This window comes from Algoriphagus alkaliphilus (assembly GCF_900103735.1).
GTDB lineage: Bacteria > Bacteroidota > Bacteroidia > Cytophagales > Cyclobacteriaceae > Algoriphagus > Algoriphagus alkaliphilus.
In genome coordinates this window covers 130,700-149,181 of the sequence record NZ_FMXE01000004.1, presented here as the reverse complement: position 1 = coordinate 149,181, position 18,482 = coordinate 130,700, and the positions used below count along the sequence as shown (strand labels likewise).

The following is an 18,482-nucleotide window of genomic DNA, read 5'->3' as shown; positions in this document are numbered from 1 at the left end:
CATTCAGCTATGAAAATTCAAATGAAATATTGGAAAAAGCTCACATCCGAGGAACGGTTGAGTCGGGTTCAGGAGGCCCTGAAAGATAACGTGGATTTCTCCAAAGATGCCAATCTGGGTTACCCAGCCTCTCGATTAGATGAGAAAGTTTTTTCCAATGAATCTCTTTTTTTGAGGGAGATGCCTGTCTTGAGTACCTATATAGCCAATCCAAATCATATCGGCTGCCATACCTTTGGTACCTCTGAGTTTGCATTTAAAGGCACACAGGCCATTGAGCGGGAGGTTCTGAATATGATTGCCGTAGACCTTTTTCAAATTGAGGAAGGGCAGTATGATGGATACATATCTCCCGGAGGGACTGAGGCCAATGCACAGGCGATTTGGATTTATCGAAACGAGTATATCAAATATCATCAAGCCAAGCTGGGGGAAATAGTCATTCTGGCATCCGAGGACACCCATTATTCCATTCCCAAGGCTTCTAACCTGCTGATGTTGGACTGGATCAAAGTACCTGTTGATTTTGAAACTCGCGAACTTCAAGAATCGGCCATACGGGATTCGGTCAGGGAGGCTTTGGCTAAGGGTAAAAAATACTTCATTGTGGTGTCGAATATGGGTACTACGATGTTTGGCTCGGTGGATGATCCCAAAAAATACACCCGGATTCTTAAAGAATACCAATTGCCGTTCAGGCTTCATATAGACGGGGCCTATGGGGGTTTTGTGTATCCTTTTGGTGATTTTGAAAACGAAATCAATTTTACCAATCCTGATATTTCTTCGCTAACAATTGATGCCCATAAAATGCTTCAGGCTCCCTATGGAACAGGCATTTTTGTTTGCCGAAAAGGGCTGATTGAAAATGCGCTCACTGATGAGGCAAAGTATGTGGAAGGAATGGATCTGACCCTGTGCGGTAGTCGGTCCGGAGCCAATGCCGTAGCAGTATGGGTGATATTGACCACTTATGGCCCCCACAAATGGTTTGAGAAAATCTCCGTGATCAAGATGCGAACCAATTGGCTTTGCCGACAGCTAGACCAATTGGGGATCTCTTATTTCCGTGAGCCCGAAATGAACATTGTGACTATTCATGCAGAGGCCATCTCGGCAGAATTGGCACACAAATACAACTTGGTTCCCAAGAGTCACGATGAATCAAACGAATGGTACAAAATCGTCCTGATGGATCACGTGGAAATCGAACATCTCAAAGACTTTATTCAGGATTTGATATCATCCAAAAATCTAAGCCCCATTTAAATGGTTAACATCAGGCATAAAAGTACTACCCTGCGAAAATCCATTGGGCAGGCGATCGTAAAAGTAAGTTTGCCCGAAACGATCCAGGCCATCCAAAACCGAACTGTCCCCAAGGGTGATGTGCTCGAATGCGCCCGTGTGGCTGGCCTGTTTGCCTCCAAACGGACAGCCGACATGATTCCGGATTGTCATCCGCTTCCTGTCAAATTCACTGGGGTGAGTTTTGAGATAGGAGCTTTAGGAATTTATTTGGGAACTAGTTGTCTTAATTTGAATGTACTCAAATACATCCTCACGGTTATGCTGTTGTTTGCTGCCATCAAATTGATAGTGGTATGAAGGCATTGAATATTTACATCTTAGCCGGAGGGAAAAGCAGCCGAATGGAACAGGAAAAAGGGCTGGTAGAAATTTTCGGCAAACCCATGGTCAGGCATTTATTGGAAAAAGTCACCGGTTTTGGCCTTCCCATAACCATTATTGCACACCATCAAGATTACAAACAGTTTGACGTACCAGTAATCAAAGACATTATACCTGAAAAAGGCCCCATGGGGGGATTGTATACGGCATTAATCCATTCTATTCCTAGCAGTCCTATTTTACTGTTAAGCTGTGACATGCCTTTCTTGAGTCTGGAGGTACTTCAAAGGTTCATCTCCCAATCGGATGAAAATCAGATGCTCATCACAGAACTGCACGGTAAAATCATGCCCTTTCCTGGAATCTATCCTGCATACCTTCTTCCCAGTCTAAGATTACATATCCAAGAAAATAAGTTGAAATTTCAGCACTTCATCCATAATTCACCCCATTTGAAGCTGAATCTGGATAAAGATTTTCTTCAAAACCCTGAATCCTTCCAAAATATCAATACCCTACAAGACAAGGAAAATGCCATGACATGGCAAAATAAAAAACTTTAACTAATCTATAGGTATGTTGAAATTAGATAACAAAAACATAAGCTATACTGAAGCATAAGCAATATTGAAGACTATCAATCCTATTCGGTTTTTATCGGAGCTAAGTCTATAAATTTATTGAGAATAATTGATCATTATCAAAACGTATAGCAGAAAAATAATTACACACCTAATACCTTCATGTTATGAAAAAACCAGAATTTTTGGACTTTAGCCAGGAAAGAATCAGAGTATTACATTATACATGGATAGCCTTCTTCGTTACTTTCTATATATGGTTTAACATGGCGCCGATAGCCACCACCATGTTAAACTCCTTAGACTGGCTCACCCCTGAGCATATAAAAATATTAGCAATTTGTAATGTGGCGCTAACAATACCCGCTCGAATAATAGTTGGAGCCCTGATTGATAAATATGGACCTCGTGTGGTATTTTCAGGTTTATTAGTGATTATGGCCATACCTGCAATTTTCTTTGCATTTGGCAACTCTTTCATTCAGCTGGCTGTCGCCCGTTTATTTTTGGGTTCTATTGGTGCAGGCTTTGTAATAGGTATAAAAATGGTATCTAACTGGTTTCCTCCCAAAATGATCGGTCGGGCTGAAGGCTTATATGCAGGTTGGGGTAATTTTGGATCTGCCTTTGCGGCCATGACCTTACCTTGGTTTGCCTTAACTGTATTGAAAGATTGGATTAATCTTGGTGAAGATTCTTGGCGCTATGCACTCGCTTTAAATGGTATGGTATCATTGGTTTATGGTGTGATGTATTACTTTTTGGTCAAAGACATGCCTGAAAATAAGCGCAGTAAAGCGGTAAAAGGAAAGGCAGAACCTATGACAGTAACTTCTTATGGAGATTTAATACAATACCTGCTCTGGTCCTTTCCTCTGGTAGGGGCTATGGGGGCTTTGGCATGGCGGATAGGAAAGATACAAATTGACGGAGAAGCGATGATTCCAGATGAAGGGCTTTATGTTATTTATGCAGTCCTTGTCTTACTGTATGTAGGCCATGTAATTAAAACCCTTCAGGTGAATTTACCCAATTTAAAAAAAGGCATACCTGAAAATGAAAAATACAACTGGGGAAGTGTAGCCGCATTAAACAGTACCTATTTTGCTAATTTCGGGGCCGAGCTTGCAGTTGTTTCCATGCTGCCTATGTTTTTCGAAACGACATTTTCTTCACTTGTTGGAGCAAACAATCAACCCATCATGACAGCTACCTTGGCCGGAATAATTGCATCTTCTTTTGCCTTTGTTAATTTGTTTGCACGTCCCTTGGGAGGATTTTTGTCCGATACTATGAAAAACCGTAAACGTACCATGATTATTTATATGGTAGGGATTGCCATAGGCTTTATATTGATGGGCTTTATAGGCAAAGCCGGTCCAGTTGAATACAATGGCATCAATGAACTCGTGCCGACTTTCAATGGTTTATGGTGGTTGGTTGTGGCAGTAATCATTACTGTTTCATGTTCGATATTTGTTCAGGGAGCAGAGGGAGCTACTTTTGCTATCATACCTATGATCAATAAAAAGATGACTGGACAAATAGCAGGTATGGCAGGCGCTTATGGCAATGTTGGGGCAGTTATCTATTTGATTATTTACTCGCTGGTTGACACCAATACTTTCTTTTTTATTGCTTCCGCAGGTGCGTCCTTTAGTACTATATATTGCCTGTTTTTTTTAAAAGAACCCGAAGGCTCTTTTGCAGAAGAACATTAACATTAGTAACTGGTAATTATTTAAATGAATTGAATCAATGATCAACATTACCCATAAATCTCCCACCCTGCGAAAGGCCATTGCCCAGGCGATCGTAAAAGTAAGTTTGCCCGAAACGATCCAGGCCATCCAAAACCGGACAGTCCCCAAGGGCAATGTGCTCGAATGCGCCCGTGTGGCTGGGCTCTTTGCGGCTAAACGGACGGCAGACATGATTCCGGATTGTCATCCGCTACCCGTCGAATTCACTGCGATTTCTTATGAATTAGGAGTGATGGAAGTGACCGTTTTTGTGGAAATCCACACGATTTATAAAACGGGAGTGGAAGTGGAAGCCATGCATGCCGCCTCGGTGGTTGCATTGACCATATACGACATGCTAAAGCCTATCGATAAAAAAATCAGCATTGAGCAGATCAAATTGGTAGAGAAAAATGGAGGGAAGTCTGATCGTAAAAAGGATCTGGATCAGTCCCTGCGAGCAGCCGTCATTGTTTGTTCAGACTCCATTTCGGCCGGTAAAAAAGGAGACCGGGCAGGGATGGTGATCAAAGAAAAACTGGAGAAAGTGGGAGTTCATGTACCCGTTTACCGGATCATTCCGGATGAGAAGGATCAAATCCGGCAACTTTGCGCCCAATTTGTCGGCGAAAAAATGGATTTGGTGATTTTTACAGGTGGCACAGGGCTTTCGCAGCGGGACGTGACCCCGGAAGCTTTGGAAGGGATTTTAGAAAGAAGAATTCCCGGCATCGAGGAAGCCATCCGAAATTATGGCCAACAGCGGACGCCGTATTCCATGCTTTCCCGTTCAGTGGCCGGCTTGATAGGCGATACGCTGGTATTGGGGCTTCCCGGGTCCACGAATGGAGCCTCAGAATCCATGGATGCGGTTTTCCCGGCTTTGCTTCATATTTTCAAGGTCAAGGAAGGAGCTAGGCATGATTAAAGAGGAGGTCTCGTAAATTATATAGGCAGCTTGAAATAGAATTCAAGCCACTTTTTTTCAAATATGAACTATAAGGTTTTGAAAATCCGGTAGATCTGACTTTTTTTATTACATCCGATCATGGAAACTTAAAACTAACCATTACAAAGAAGTTTCTTCCCGGCGCATACATCGGACTTTTATCCAAGCCTATCGGGCATGACAAGTGTTCGAAAAAGGTTTCATCCAGGAGATTTTGGATGCCCCCTTTGAGGAGGAGCATTTTGCCAAGGGGATAACTTACGTTTAGATCCAGCAAAGTGAATCCGGGAGTGGTTCTTTCACCAAATACCTCAGTGACTTGATTTTGGACTGTTACAAAGCGGAGACTGACTCCGGTGTGTAGTTTGCCATCCAGAAAATGCCCTGCCGGTGGTCCACACGGGTGAAATAGGCCGAATTTGTCTACTGAACTAAGGGCTAACCGGTGAATGTCCGGGTATTCTTCAGACTTCCCATCCAGATCAGCCATGTTGAATTTGAAAGATCAAGTTGCCTCCTGACTTATATCATGTTTTTTCGAGGATACTGAATTTAACTTGCAAAGATAAACTACTCTTCTCTCCTAAATAAATTTCAAGCATGAATACATGGCTCAAAATCTGGGAACCGGAAAATCCGGTATTCTGGAACTCCACAGGTAAGCAGGTCGCCTGGCGTACCCTGACTATTACGACCATTTCTTTGACCCTTTCTTTTGCCACTTGGTTTATGGTGAGCGCGATTGTCACCAGACTGAATGGGATTGGGTTTAATTTTTCTTCCAGTCAGCTTTTCTGGTTGGCTGCACTTCCAGGTTTGGCTGCCGGAACCCTCAGAATTATCCATACCTTTTTAATTCCGATATTTGGTAGCCGTCATGTAATTTCGATTTCAACCATCATCAAACTGATCCCAGTCCTCGGGTTGGGGTTTGCGGTAATGGATCCCAATACCCCATTTTGGGTGTTCGTGGTTCTTTCTTTGACTGCAGGATTTGGAGGAGGTGACTTTTCTTCTTACATGCCTTCGACTAATTTATTTTTTCCCGCTCGCTTGAAAGGAGCCGCCTTGGGCATACAAGCCGGTATTGGGAATTTCGGCGTAAGTATCGCGCAGTTTATGACACCTATGATGCTTGGAGTAGCTCTATATGGCGCACCTCAGGTTTTAACTTTGAGCAATAGAGCCGGCGAGTCAGTCAGCCGTGAAATTTACCTTCAGAGTGCTGCCTTTTGGTATGCTCCTCTTTTGATAGTCGTTGCTGTTTTGTGTTGGTTTTTGTTAAAAAGTATACCGATCAAATCCAGTTTTAAGCAGCAACTTGAGATTTTTTCTAAAAAACACACCTGGTATTGTACCATTATTTACTTCATGACCTTTGGGACCTTTGCAGGGCTTTCAGCTGCTTTTCCTCTTTTGTTAAAATCCGTTTACGGTCAATTTGATCCTGGGCTCGATCCTTTGAAATATGCCTTTTACGGCCCCCTTATCGGATCTGCTGCCCGTGTCGGCTTTGGATTCGTGGCTGATAAGACCGGAGGAGCAATTCTCACTACTATTTCAGGAATAGGGATGTTTATAGTTACAGTTTTGATTATTTTCTTTAACTTATTGGAGCCTTCGGGAATTGACCAAATGGGGCTTTTCATCGCCTTGATGTTTTTGATTTTCTTTTTCACTGGGATTGGGAATGCCTCCACGTTCAAGCAGTTTCCGGTCATTTTTAAAGAGAATCCTATTCATGCATCAGGGGTAATCGGCTGGACCGCTGCAATCGGGGCCTATGGTCCTTTTGTGTTTTCCATGACGATTAGCGCCTTCATAGGGGCATCTGGTTATGCCACAGGGTTTTTCTGGGTATTGGCTAGTTTTCTGATCGTAGCTACTTTGATCAACTGGTACTTTTATAATAGAAAAGGAGCTGAAAAACCTTGTTAAATATTGATCCAGATGTATAGATTAATTCAAACTTTAAATCGAACGGCCTTTATTAAAGCAACAATAGCTGCATTTGCAGTGATAGTGTTGGTCGTCTTGGGTTCACGAAACCTTCAGAATTTCGACGCGGCCCTTATTGCCTATTTAATGGGGGCCATTTTTGCCGTGTTTGGAGTTGCCTATCGGTATTCAGTTTGGCTACAGCGGCCACCGACGAGGTTGTATTGGAGGCGAAGCATGCAGTTTCTTTTTAGCCGTGATTTCCCCTTTTATTTTGTCAGAAGTATCAGGCTGTTTTTCCAGAATATCCTTTTTCAGCGATTTATTTATCATCGTAGCCGTACCCGTTGGATTGGCCACTTTTTGTTGGCTACAGGATGCTTGATCGCATTTGCTGTCACTATCCCCTTGACTTTGGGATGGATTCACTTTGAGTTTAAGCCGGGGAACAACATGCTATATTATGCCAAGGTCTTTGGCTTTGAGATGGGTTCATTCGAGCTGGGCTCCTTTGTTGCTTTTATGGCCTTTCATGCACTTGTCTGGTGTTCTGTATTGGTGACCATTGGTGCGGTGATGATGGTGAAGCGACGTCTGACCGATGGTGGCCTGATCGCAACGCAGACTTTTGAAGGAGACTGGTTGCCCTTGATTCTATTGATAGCAATATCCATCACCGGACTGGGGATATCATACGACTATACCTTCCTTCAGGGAAAAACCTACCAATTTATGGCGGTGATTCATGCGGTAACAGTCATCCTGTTTCTAGTTTGGATCCCCTTTGGCAAGTTCTTTCATATTTTTCAACGCCTGGCACAGCTAGGGGCCAATTTGTATCGATATGAAGGCAGAAAACGTGGTATGGCAGTCTGCCCCCATACCAAAGAGGAGTTTGCTACTCAACTTCACATTCAGGATCTGAAAGAAGTAAGCAAGGAATTGGGTTTTGATTTCACGCTCAAAGATGGCAGTAGTCATTTAGATTTAAGTCCGGAAGGAAAGCGGGCAGCTTTGGCAAAAGCACATTTTGAGGCAAGAAAAAATGCAGGAGCATTCTTCGGATAAAAAATAATATCATGGCAAAATTACCATCTTCAGTAGAATCAATTATCGATCAGTTCGGTCCTCATAAAGGTTATACACCAAAAGAGGGCTTTCCCGGGGTTCATGAACCTGATAAACTCGTCAAAACGCATTGTTGCTTTTGTGGCATGCAATGCGGTATACAACTGAAAGTAAAGGATAATAAAGTAACTGGATTTGAGCCCTGGATGGAGTTCCCATTCAATGAAGGTCGTCTCTGTCCGAAAGGGGTGCAGCGCTACCTCCAAAACAATCATCGTGACAGGCTTTTAGCACCTTATAAAAGGGTAGAAGGGAAGGGATTCGAGCGGACTTCATGGGAGGAGGCGTTGAGCAAAACGGTCAGTGAAATTCAGCGAATCCAGAATTCTCATGGGAGAGATGCCTTTGCCATGCTCTCCGGAGTTTCTTTGACCAATGAGAAAAGTTACATGGTCGGGAAATTTGCCAGGGTAGCGCTGAAAACAGCAAATCTTGACTACAACGGTCGACTTTGTATGGTCAGTGCCGGGGCTGGAAATAAAAAGGCTTTTGGCCTGGATCGGATTTCTAATACTTGGGAGGACCTCAAACATGCAGAAGTGATCATCATTGCAGGCACAAACGTCTCAGAAACCTTTCCCACGCTTACCCACTACATCTGGCAGGCAAGAGATAATGGTGCAAAACTCATCGTGATAGACCCTCGGGTGACACCTATTGCCCGAACAGCAGATCTTCATCTTCCTGTGAGACCCGGAGGAGACTCCGCACTTTTTGGAGCAATGCTGAAGATCCTCGTAGATAATGACTGGCTGGATCATGATTTTATTGACAACTATACTTCAGGATTCCAGGAGTCAATCGATGCGGTAAAGGATTACGATTTGGCTTGGGCTGAGGAGAAAACCGGGATTCCGGCTGCCAAAATCCAACAAGCCGCTGAGTGGTGGGGAAAGGCCAAAACCAGTTTCCTCCTTCATGCCCGAGGAATTGAACATCACTCCAAAGGAGTAGACAATGTCCTGAGCTGCATCAATCTGGTGTTGGCCACGGGTCGAATCGGAAGGCCCTATTGTGGCTACGGAACCATCACCGGACAGGGAAATGGACAGGGGGGGCGTGAACATGGACACAAGTGCGATCAACTTCCTGGAAATCGTGACATTACCAATCCGGAGCATCGGAAATACATTTCGGAGGTCTGGGGGATTGATGAAAAAGAAATGCCCGGAAAAGGACTTTCGGCTTATGAAATCATAGAAGCCATTCATCGGGGAGAAATAAAGGGCTTGATCACGATTTGCTTTAATCCGTTGGTTTCCTTACCCAACAATAATTTTGTCCGGGAAGCCTTTGAAAAATTGGAATATTACGTTGCCATTGACTTTTTTTTAAATGAAACTGCAAGGCATGCAGACTTGATCCTTCCTGGCTCACTTCACGAGGAAGAAGAGGGGACGGTGACTACAGCTGAAGGTCGGGTAGTGAAGATAAATCAAGCAGTAACTCCTCCGGGAGAGGCCCGAAAAGACAGTGATATTCTAATTGAACTGGCCCAAAGACTCGGAGTGGGGGATAAGTTCGCTTATAAAAAAGCAGAGGATACCTTCAATGAGCTTCGGGTAGCTTCCAAGGGTGGTACTGCCGACTATTTTGGCATTACCTATGAAAAAATAGAGAAAAATATGGGGGTGTTTTGGCCTTGCCCATCAGAGGATCATCCCGGTACACCGAGACTCTGGGAAGATAAAAAATTTAAAACGCCTGACGGCAAAGCTCATTTCAACCCCGTTCCATACCGTGAACCGTCTGAAGTAGTGGATATGGAATATCCAGTGGTCATGACTACGGGCCGGGTGGTATCCCAATACCTGAGTGGCTCACAGACCCGACGAATCGGTAAGCTGGTTGACCAATATCCCGAACCCCTCTTGGAAATCCATCCCAAACTTGCCTATCAGTATGGGATTAAAGATGGCGATGAGGTAATGGTCAAAACCCGTAGAGGAGAAGCGGTATTTCCAGCCCAATTGGTTGAGACTATCCGTGAGGATACTGTTTTCATTCCTTACCACTGGGGTGGGAAACAATCTGCTAACCAATTGACAATCGGGACATTAGACCCGGTGAGTAAGATTCCTGAGTTCAAAGTCTGTGCCTGTATGTTAGTACCAACGGGCAAAATAGCCTCCATAAAGATCAAAGAATCAGCCTTTCAAAGTTTTTAACCTAACGACCCAAACCATGCAAAACCCTCAATATAATCAGCAGATGGAGTTTTTTGTGGATATGCAGCGCTGTATTGGCTGTCATGCCTGTGAAATGGCCTGTGCTGAGTGTGAAACTAACGGACAGGAAAGTATGATACACATTCACTATGTGGAGCGGGCAGTTTCTGTGCAGACCACTGTCCAAGTCTGCATGCACTGCGACGATCCAGTCTGTGCCAATGTCTGTCCTGCAGATGCCATCACCAAGGATGATTTTGGTGTCGTGCATACTGCCAATACTTCCAGATGCATTGGGTGCTCCAATTGTGTACTCGCATGTCCTTTTGGAGTACCTAAAAAAGAAGAAAAAGCTGAATTAATGATGAAATGCAACATGTGTTATGATCGGACCAGTGCCGGAAAAAAACCCATGTGTGCGACTGTATGTCCCAGTCAGGCCCTTTTTTATGGTACCCGTGAAGAAATAGAAAAACTCCGTCCAAACAGTACTCCAGTCAATAAATTTCTCTTTGGTCAGGAAGAAGTCAATACCAAAGTCAATATCATGATGCCAAAAGGCAGCACCGAACTGAGAATTCACGATTAATTTTCCCTTCACTATGTCCAAAGACCCAAATTCAGAAATCCCCAAATGGAAGCAGGATTTCCCAATTGAACAAAAAGAAGCGACTCACGTCTCCCGCCGGGAATTTGCCAAATTTCTAACCTTATTATCAGGGGCATTGGCTGTAGGTAACACAGCAATCGTAGTCAAATCTTTGGCTTTTCCCGAAAAACCACTGGAAGGCGAACATGCCATCTGCATGGAAAGTGAAGTAAGGGAGGGAGATTCATTCATGTTTGAAATAGAAGGATCCAAGACTATTCCTTATTTATTGATCAACCTCGGTAATGGAGAATGGAGAGCTTTTGAACAAAAGTGTACCCACTTATCCTGTGCTGTGAAGTACCGTCATGACCTCGGTCAGATAGAGTGTCCTTGCCATAAGGGCTATTTTAACCCCCGCACCGGCGACGTAATTCAGGGACCGCCTCCTAGACGTCTTCCCCAACTGGAAGTGGTGATCCGTGAAGGTCAAGTATTTGTTAAAGCCCAACAATCCTAATCTCAAAAAGCTATGAGTGATTTCAGACAATCTCAAAACGAGGCACATCCCAATAAGACCAACACGCTGATGACCGGAATTATTTTTCTGTTGATCCTTTTTGTCACGATTCAGATTTGGTTTCTATTCGGTACACTCAATAATGCCCTTCAGGAAAATCTCAATTTTGCGATTACCACCGCTGTAGGGTCTCTGGTATTTGCTTTTGCTTCATTCTGGCTTATGAAGTACTTGCCGGAACCGATCAAACGGAAAATGAAAAAGTAGGATTGAACCAGCTGGATCATGAACGAATCTATCCCGGCCGGCGCACACCGGATTTTGATTTTAAATACCCTCGCATTTTCGCTTTGCTTTGCCGCATGGACATTCAACGGGGTCATGGTCACCTACTTGGTGGATAATGGTATCTTTAATTGGAGCCAAGTTCAGATCGGGTGGCTCTTGGGAATCCCGATTCTAACTGGTTCGGTGATGAGGCTGCCTATAGGGATCCTTACTGACAAATACGGCGGAAAATGGATTTTTGTGGGCCTGCTTCTATTGACTTCGGTACCCATGTTTCTCCTGAGTTTTACAAGTTCATTTACTTGGTACGCCTTGATGAGTTTTGGATTTGGGCTTGCTGGGGCAGGTTTTGCAGTGGGAATTGGTTACACTTCCGTATGGTATCCAAAACATTGGCAGGGAAGAGCCTTGGGTGTTTTTGGGGCAGGAAATGCAGGTGCCGCAATTACCACCTTGCTAGCACCCACCTTACTTAACACCTTCACTCAAAACGGTCAAAATCCGGAGGCATGGAAGATGCTGCCGATGATCTATGCCGCGGTTTTAGTAACGATGGCTGTGGTGCTTGCCCTTTTGGCAAAAAATAAAAAACCGGCTCTATCCACCCGGACAATGGCCCAAACGCTCAAGCCATTGGGAAATATCCGTGTGTGGAGATTCGGACTGTATTATTTCCTTGTTTTTGGATGTTTTGTTGCCTTTTCTCAGTGGCTGGTGCCCTATTTCACCAATGTCTATGGGACAAGTTTGGTCATTGCTGGGCTATTTGCTTCTTTATTCAGTCTTCCTTCTGGAATTATCCGGGCTCTGGGAGGCTGGATGAGTGATAAATTTGGTGCGAGAAAGGTCATGTTTGGAGTCTTCAAATGGTCAATAGTGATCAGCACCTTACTGATGGTTCCTAAAATGGAAATTTTCTCTCCCGGAAAAGGAATCAATGCCACTCAAAAGGGAATTGTCGCTGAGGTAGCATCTGATGAAATCGTCATGGACAATGGAAAGACCTATTCTTTTTATCCAATGACTTCCTCAGACCAAGTCCAGTCGTTGAATACCCCCATCTTCCCCCAAAAATCTTCCTGGCAAGAACCAGTTGTGAAAGCAGGGGATGAAGTGGAAAAAAGGCAACTTGTTGTAAAAGGGATAACAAGGATCAATTTTGAGGCTAATATGTGGGTGTTTGCTTTGCTTACCTTGATCGTGGGAATTGAATGGGGAATCGGGAAAGCATCCGTTTATAAGTTTATTCCTGACTATTTCCCTAATGAAGTCGGAGTTGTAGGGGGAATGGTAGGCGTAATCGGAGGGCTTGGTGGATTCTTTTGTCCCATTCTTTTTGGCTATCTCTTGGAAGGTACAGGAATTTGGACGAGCAGCTGGATGTTGATGCTGGTGATTTCAATTGGCTGCTTTTGGTGGATGTCTGTTGTCACCAAAAATATGCTCCAGTCAAAAGCACCTGATTTGGCAGATAAAATAGATCACCACTAAAGCTAAGATTGTGAAATCAAAATGGAATTTGCTTGAGGTTTTTTGGATGTTTGGATTTTTCCAGATGGCAAATGCCCGGCTTTCGGAGACCACTTACGAGCAGCCTAATCAATTTAAAACGGCTCAATTTGTGCGATACGAGAAAGGTTCGAGGGCTATTTCCTTTTTTTTGCTTATTTGGAATGAGGGAAGAGAAAAAATACCGGAGAGGTTTTTTTAGGCAAACATTCGGTCTTTCTGGTTTTCAGTCTGGGAGCCCCAAAAAGCTGAAAACAAGCGGCTTTACTTATATGCAAACCGGTGAGAATTTCAACCAACTCCCGATTTCAGGTTGGAATCTAGGGGTGGATCTTAAAAAAGAGTTCAGTTTGGACTCGGTAAAAAGTAAAAAGGTGGAGTTTGCCTTGGGAAGAGAAATCCTCAGCGACTCGAAAAACGGAGAGGAAAAAGACCGTTCCTTCTTACCACAATACGGCACCAATCACCTTTTTAATGTTTTCATGGATGCGGTTTTCCCTGATTTGCTTCATATTTTTAAGGTCATGGAAGTGGCTAGGCCTGATTAAAGAGGAGTTCTTGACACTAAAAAAAAGTGGCTTGAAATAGAATTCAAGCCACTTTTTTTTTCAAATATGAACTATAAGGTTTTGAAAACCCGGTAGATCTGACTTTTTTTATTACATCCGATCATGGAAACTTAAAACTAACCATTACAAAGAAGTTTCTTCCCGGCGCATACATCGGACTTCTATCCAAGCCTATCGGGCATGACAAGTGTTCGAAAAAGGTTTCATCCAGGAGACTTTGGATGCCCCCTTTGAGGAGGAGCATTTTGCCAAGGGGATAACTTACGTTTAGATCCAGCAAAGTGAATCCCAAGAAGAAAGTATGAAGCACCAGGTCATAAAATAGCGGGTGACTTTCCATGAATAGCAAGATCAATCCCTGAGCTCCTAGACAGAGATATCCGACTCGAAGTCCTACACCGATGTATCGGAATTGAGCCTTTTTCTTTGCGGCAACTTTTGCCATGTCAAAAATTAACAGCCATACGGAGATCAGTAGCCCTGCCATTCCCATGACTTCATTTCCGATACCGTGAAAGGGTAGGACTAGACCGATGAAAAATAAACTCAGGAGTATGCCCAAGGCCTGCTTAGACCAGGTGGGTACGGGTAGAAACTGGCTTAACTCCAATCGTTCTCCGACGATTGTGAAAAGCAAAAATCCAATCCACCGAGTACTTCCTTCAGCAATCATCCCAAAATGTCAGGCAAGAAAATTTCCGATAAACCAGCAAACAGCTCCCAGGTAGAGGAGAATACTGTGGAAAAAAGGGTGTCGAATGGTCTGAAAATGCATGATCACACTCAGTCCAAAAGATCCGGCCAATAGGGCTCCCATGCCCGCTTGGTCCAGATTAATCAGAAAGAATATGCCGGAAAGACCAGTGAAAAGGGGAATGATCAGCCAGATCTTTTTTTTCATGACCATGGCCCGTTCGAGGGATATCAGCGAACCCAAAAATTCTCCCACCATAAGCAGTCCGTGATTCAATCCGGCTTCAGCCAGAGGAATTATCGGACTTCCCAATCGGATCCATCCTCCCGAAATGCCGGCAACAAGCCCTATCAACACGACGGGCAAGAGAAAGGCGGGAATACTGATTCGGGAATTCTGGGTTAATTGAAGTCTTGGTCTAATTCGATGGATAAAGCTGCTGGAAAAAGAATATGATGCTCTAGATGCATGTGCTTTTGCATAGTCTTATCAAACTCCTCCAACAGAGAAAAAGCTACTTTATAAGTGTTGCAGGCATATTCTGGCGGTGTGAAGTTATGGGTGAGTACTCTGATTTCGTTCAGGTAGTTTCCCTCCTGTTCATGCTCCTCCATAAGTTTGTGAATAGCTTCTCTAATGGGCTCAAATGCCGGGCCCAGTAGTAGACTTCTCCGATTCTGATCCCCGGAGATTTTTTTGATATAGGGAAAAATAATTAATTCTTCGCGTTTCAAATGCTCAGCCAAGTTTTGGGTTGCTTTGTCAAAAAGCTGCTTAACCTTTCGAAGGTGGGGTTCATGGTTTCCGTGCACTTTGACGACGCGCTTGAGAAAATTTTGAATCATGGGGATTCTATCTCTGATCATTTTGTGATGTTTGGTTTCTACATATTTTACCAAAAGCGGCAGTGGCCAGGAAGCAAAATCAAACTGTTCTTCTCTTGGAGAAGTAAAGGCTTCTATCAACCTATTTAATAGTTCCTTAGGGTCTATCTTTTTCCGGGTACAAGCTTCCAGAGGGGTGAGATCTCCTTTGCAACAAAAATCAATTCCAAATGCCCGGAAAACCAAGGCAGCTCTGTAATCTTTGGCAACAATCTCTCGAATGGGTAATTGGGCAAGTGTTTCCATATTAAACGGATAAAGTTGTCCGGGATTAAGTGTAAGAAAAAGAACTGATGAAGCCCTTGAGTACCCAAATTTAAGAATTATTTTAATAAAAGATAAAATTATCTTTTATTATCTTTCCAGGATGCGCAGCTTCCGGAGGTTTCGTGTAGTTTCAATTTGGCCAGAGATATTTCATCGGGTAGAAGGGGTGAAATTGAAGACACGATCCAAAGCAGCATTTGTTCAGCAGTCGGTTCCGATTCCATCCAGGCGATTTTTCCGGGATAAGAAGAAAATATTTTTTCATTTTCTGAATTCCTTTTTAGGATCAGGGCATGGTCAAAATGATCAATTACACCTGTTTGGATGATGCTTTTCAATATTTTGAAATCCAGAACCATGTCCGTATTCCAGTCGACTTTTCCGGAGACAGTTACTTCAAGGTAATAAGTGTGTCCATGGATTTCACTGCAAGTTCCTGGATAGTTACTGATTCGATGTGCTGCTTCGAACTCGATTTTTTTGGTGAGGTAAATCATTTTCAAGAAATGAATTTAAGATTTCATACAGGGTGTAAAGGATGTTTCGATTAGATAAAAGGTTTTGGTCAATGATATGCTGATCTATGAATAAATCCAGTTTTTCATAGGTAGTCTGAATGGATAGGAGAATGGGTACAACGTCTAATTTTTCGCCCAGTAAAACCCTCTGAACGAAAACCTTAAACCTAAAAATCTCAGAATTGGAAACAATGGGAGGAGTAGTAGGTTTACCGGATAAAACTACATATTCAGGTGATATTTCATTCCTTTTTGAGCAAATTTTATCAGCAATTTTTTTGGCGAAAACCAAAGCTTCCGGTAGAGAGTTTGAGGCGAGTCGATTGACTCCATGAAGTCCTGTGGAGGCTATTTCCCCAACCGCAAATAAATTTTTCATGCGGGTTTCTCCATTTGGATCCACAGGTATACCGCCACATTGATAGTGTGCTGCCGGGCTGATTGGGATTAGGTTGATGGCTAAGTTCAATCCGAGTTTTTCGCATGTATCATAGGCGTGTGGAAAATATTCTTTTAAAAAGTATTCTTCCAGGTGTCTCGCGTCCAGATAGATCTGTCTGCTTGGGCTGGAATTAAGCTCTTCCCAAATAGCCTGGGAAATGACGTCCCTAGTGGCCAATTCACCACGGGGATCGTACCGAAATAAGAATCGCTCTCCCAAATTATTGATAATCAGTGCTCCTGAGCCACGAAGTGCCTCCGTAATGAGGGGGACGGTGCCTAGGTGTCCTGTCCATATGGAAGTCGGATGAAACTGAAAATGGTGCATGTTCTCGGTGAGAAGTCCAGCCCGAACTGCCAACCCAATGCCATCTCCTGAAGCGACGGGCGGATTGGTAGTCATGGGAAAAGCTTGACCGGAACCTCCTGTGGCCAGGATTACAGCGGAGGATTTCAGGAAGTAGAGTGTTTCACTAATTTCATCCCAGACCTTGACTCCGCAACAGGACTTGTTTTGCTGAATCAGATCCACAGCATAGGCCGAATTCCAGACCTTGATGGATTTAATTTGTTGAATTTTCGAAAGTAAAACCTTATGAATTGACTGCCCGGAATGATCGCCTATATGGAGGATACGAGATTCCTGATGCCCTCCTTCACGATGGAGTGATTGGGAGAAATCTGCATTTAGATCAAATTTTACACCCCATCGGATTAGATCATGAATTCGATTTGGACAATTTTCGACAAAATCCTTGACCACACTTTTGTTGTTTTGATATCTTCCCGCGCGAAGTGTGTCTTCCAAGTGCTTTTTTTTACTGTCCTTTTCTGACCAAACAGCCGAAAGTCCACCTTGCGCAAATCGAGTGGAGCAGTCGTTGTCATCACTTTTATCAAGCAATAGAATTTTTAGGCTGTTGCTGTTTTCAGCCAAGTAAATGGCTGTAGCCATTCCCGCAATTCCCTTTCCAATTATGATTATTTCCGGTTCTTCCATATTAATATATCGACAGCATGCGCTGAATTGGAATCAGAGCTTTGGCACTGAGTTCCGGATCCAGCACTATCTCCGGGGATTCGGTTTCTAGACAGATTAAAAGTTTCGATAGTGTGTTCACCTTCATATATGCGCATTCACTGCAAGCACAGGAGTTGTCTTCATGTGCAGGAATAGGAATCAGGGTCTTTTGTGGGACCTTTAGCTGCATTTGGTGAAGGATTCCTGCTTCAGTACCTATAAGAAATGTGTGATGATCGTCTTGCTGAATCCATTTGAGCATACCGGAGGTGGAGCCTACAAAATCTGCGAGAAGCAGGAGTTCGCGTTTGCATTCAGGATGAGCTAAAATTTTGGCATTTGGGTAATGTTGGACCAGCTGCATGAGCTTCTCTATGGAAAATGTTTCATGGACTGAACAGGCACCTTCCCATAGTAGCATATTCCGGCCTGTCTCCCGGATTAAATAATTTCCTAAATTTTTGTCCGGGAGAAATATAATCTGACGGTTCTCGGGAATGGATTTGATCACGTTTACAGCGTTTGCTGAGGTACAAATGTAGTCACTGAGTGCCTTGATTTCAGCACTGCTATTGATATAGGAGACAATCAGATGTTCGGGGTAAAGGTTTTTGAATTTCAGAAATTCGTCCATTGGGCAAGAGTCGGCTAAGGAACAGCCGGCATCTAAATCCGGAATAAGCACTTTCTTGTTTGGATTTAGAATTTTGGAAGTTTCAGCCATAAAATGAACACCTGCAAAGACAATTACTTCTTGAGTTGCTTGGGAGGCTTTTCGGGCCAATTCCAAGCTGTCTCCTACCAAGTCCGCAATTTCTTGAATCTCAGGTCTCTGATAGTAATGTGCCAAGAGGACTGCATTTTTCTCTTTTAATTTCTTTCGGATCTGCTCCTGTAAAATTCTCATACTTTCGTGGGGTTTCAAGTTGGAAAATCCATACCTATTCAGACTTGATAGATTGAAAATCAGACATCTGCCCGTGTTGAAACTTGTTGTCTTCCAAAGCCAAGGATAGTATGAGCCGAATTCCCAATTTTAGTTGT

Annotated in this window: 20 protein-coding genes; 13 read left to right on the top strand and 7 right to left on the bottom strand. The window is 43.5% G+C overall.

The window, feature by feature from the left end; all coding sequences use genetic code 11:
- The first annotated feature begins 9 nt into the window (after window positions 1–9).
- The 5 genes from BLQ81_RS03235 to moaCB all read left to right on the top strand — a co-directional run bounded on the left by BLQ81_RS03235 (window position 10) and on the right by moaCB (window position 4,883).
- Complete coding sequence (locus BLQ81_RS03235) at window positions 10–1,269, top strand: pyridoxal phosphate-dependent decarboxylase family protein (protein ID WP_245693154.1); 1,260 nt, start codon at window positions 10–12, stop codon at window positions 1,267–1,269.
- Window positions 1,270–1,608 (top strand): cyclic pyranopterin monophosphate synthase MoaC, encoded by a 339-nt coding sequence (locus tag BLQ81_RS03230; protein WP_092728511.1) that lies wholly within the window; start codon window positions 1,270–1,272, stop codon window positions 1,606–1,608. It abuts the gene before it with no gap.
- A complete protein-coding gene (gene mobA, locus BLQ81_RS03225) occupies window positions 1,605–2,195 on the top strand; it encodes a molybdenum cofactor guanylyltransferase (RefSeq protein WP_092728510.1) in 591 nt (196 codons plus the stop codon). The genes BLQ81_RS03230 and mobA overlap by 4 nt, the downstream gene beginning before the upstream one ends.
- Before the next feature lie 185 nt (window positions 2,196–2,380).
- A complete protein-coding gene (locus BLQ81_RS03220) occupies window positions 2,381–3,934 on the top strand; it encodes an MFS transporter (protein ID WP_092728509.1) in 1,554 nt (517 codons plus the stop codon).
- 37 nt (window positions 3,935–3,971) lie between these two features.
- A complete protein-coding gene (gene moaCB, locus BLQ81_RS03215) occupies window positions 3,972–4,883 on the top strand; it encodes a bifunctional molybdenum cofactor biosynthesis protein MoaC/MoaB (RefSeq protein ID WP_092728508.1) in 912 nt (303 codons plus the stop codon).
- Window positions 4,884–5,001: 118 nt separating this feature from the next.
- Here the strand turns inward: moaCB and BLQ81_RS03210 are convergent, their stop codons facing one another.
- Window positions 5,002–5,394, bottom strand: a complete 393-nt coding sequence (locus tag BLQ81_RS03210; RefSeq protein WP_092728507.1) for a TonB-dependent receptor — start codon at window positions 5,392–5,394, stop codon at window positions 5,002–5,004.
- 110 nt (window positions 5,395–5,504) lie between these two features.
- On the opposite strand from BLQ81_RS03210, the gene BLQ81_RS03205 reads away from it, so the two are divergent.
- The 8 genes from BLQ81_RS03205 (at window position 5,505) to BLQ81_RS03165 (ending at window position 13,592) form a co-directional block, all read left to right on the top strand.
- A complete protein-coding gene (locus tag BLQ81_RS03205) occupies window positions 5,505–6,842 on the top strand; it encodes an MFS transporter (protein ID WP_092728506.1) in 1,338 nt (445 codons plus the stop codon).
- Between the two features lie 12 nt (window positions 6,843–6,854).
- Window positions 6,855–7,910 carry an MFS transporter gene (locus BLQ81_RS03200; RefSeq protein ID WP_092728505.1) on the top strand — a complete coding sequence of 352 codons (1,056 nt, stop codon included), beginning with the start codon at window positions 6,855–6,857 and terminating at the stop codon, window positions 7,908–7,910.
- Window positions 7,911–7,921: 11 nt separating this feature from the next.
- Window positions 7,922–10,138, top strand: a complete 2,217-nt coding sequence (locus BLQ81_RS03195; RefSeq protein ID WP_092728504.1) for a molybdopterin oxidoreductase family protein — start codon at window positions 7,922–7,924, stop codon at window positions 10,136–10,138.
- 16 nt (window positions 10,139–10,154) lie between these two features.
- Window positions 10,155–10,727 carry a 4Fe-4S dicluster domain-containing protein gene (locus BLQ81_RS03190; protein ID WP_092728503.1) on the top strand — a complete coding sequence of 191 codons (573 nt, stop codon included), beginning with the start codon at window positions 10,155–10,157 and terminating at the stop codon, window positions 10,725–10,727.
- A 13-nt stretch (window positions 10,728–10,740) separates the two neighbouring features.
- Window positions 10,741–11,247, top strand: a complete 507-nt coding sequence (locus BLQ81_RS03185) for a QcrA and Rieske domain-containing protein (protein ID WP_092728502.1) — start codon at window positions 10,741–10,743, stop codon at window positions 11,245–11,247.
- Window positions 11,248–11,259: 12 nt separating this feature from the next.
- Window positions 11,260–11,514, top strand: coding sequence for a DUF6755 family protein (locus BLQ81_RS03180; protein ID WP_092728501.1), 255 nt, complete (start codon window positions 11,260–11,262; stop codon window positions 11,512–11,514).
- Between the two features lie 18 nt (window positions 11,515–11,532).
- Window positions 11,533–13,026, top strand: coding sequence for an MFS transporter (locus BLQ81_RS03175; RefSeq protein WP_092728500.1), 1,494 nt, complete (start codon window positions 11,533–11,535; stop codon window positions 13,024–13,026).
- A 290-nt stretch (window positions 13,027–13,316) separates the two neighbouring features.
- Window positions 13,317–13,592 carry a hypothetical protein gene (locus tag BLQ81_RS03165; protein WP_139183555.1) on the top strand — a complete coding sequence of 92 codons (276 nt, stop codon included), beginning with the start codon at window positions 13,317–13,319 and terminating at the stop codon, window positions 13,590–13,592.
- Window positions 13,593–13,713: 121 nt separating this feature from the next.
- Here BLQ81_RS03165 and BLQ81_RS03160 read toward each other — a convergent pair whose 3' ends face one another.
- The 6 genes from BLQ81_RS03160 to nadA form a co-directional block, all read right to left on the bottom strand.
- Window positions 13,714–14,286: a TonB-dependent receptor gene (locus BLQ81_RS03160; protein WP_092728497.1), complete on the bottom strand. Its 573-nt coding sequence runs from the start codon at window positions 14,284–14,286 to the stop codon at window positions 13,714–13,716.
- Window positions 14,287–14,295: 9 nt separating this feature from the next.
- A complete protein-coding gene (locus tag BLQ81_RS03155) occupies window positions 14,296–14,673 on the bottom strand; it encodes a hypothetical protein (RefSeq protein ID WP_175454162.1) in 378 nt (125 codons plus the stop codon).
- A 35-nt stretch (window positions 14,674–14,708) separates the two neighbouring features.
- Window positions 14,709–15,437 (bottom strand): iron-sulfur cluster repair di-iron protein, encoded by a 729-nt coding sequence (gene ric / locus BLQ81_RS03150; protein ID WP_092728495.1) that lies wholly within the window; start codon window positions 15,435–15,437, stop codon window positions 14,709–14,711.
- Window positions 15,438–15,535: 98 nt separating this feature from the next.
- Complete coding sequence (queD, locus tag BLQ81_RS03145) at window positions 15,536–15,955, bottom strand: 6-carboxytetrahydropterin synthase QueD (protein ID WP_092728494.1); 420 nt, start codon at window positions 15,953–15,955, stop codon at window positions 15,536–15,538.
- Complete coding sequence (locus tag BLQ81_RS03140) at window positions 15,903–17,417, bottom strand: L-aspartate oxidase (protein WP_092728493.1); 1,515 nt, start codon at window positions 17,415–17,417, stop codon at window positions 15,903–15,905. Before BLQ81_RS03140 ends, queD begins: the two co-directional genes overlap by 53 nt.
- 1 nt (window position 17,418) lies before the next feature.
- Window positions 17,419–18,345 (bottom strand): quinolinate synthase NadA, encoded by a 927-nt coding sequence (gene nadA / locus BLQ81_RS03135; RefSeq protein ID WP_092728492.1) that lies wholly within the window; start codon window positions 18,343–18,345, stop codon window positions 17,419–17,421.
- Window positions 18,346–18,482: the final 137 nt, after the last annotated feature.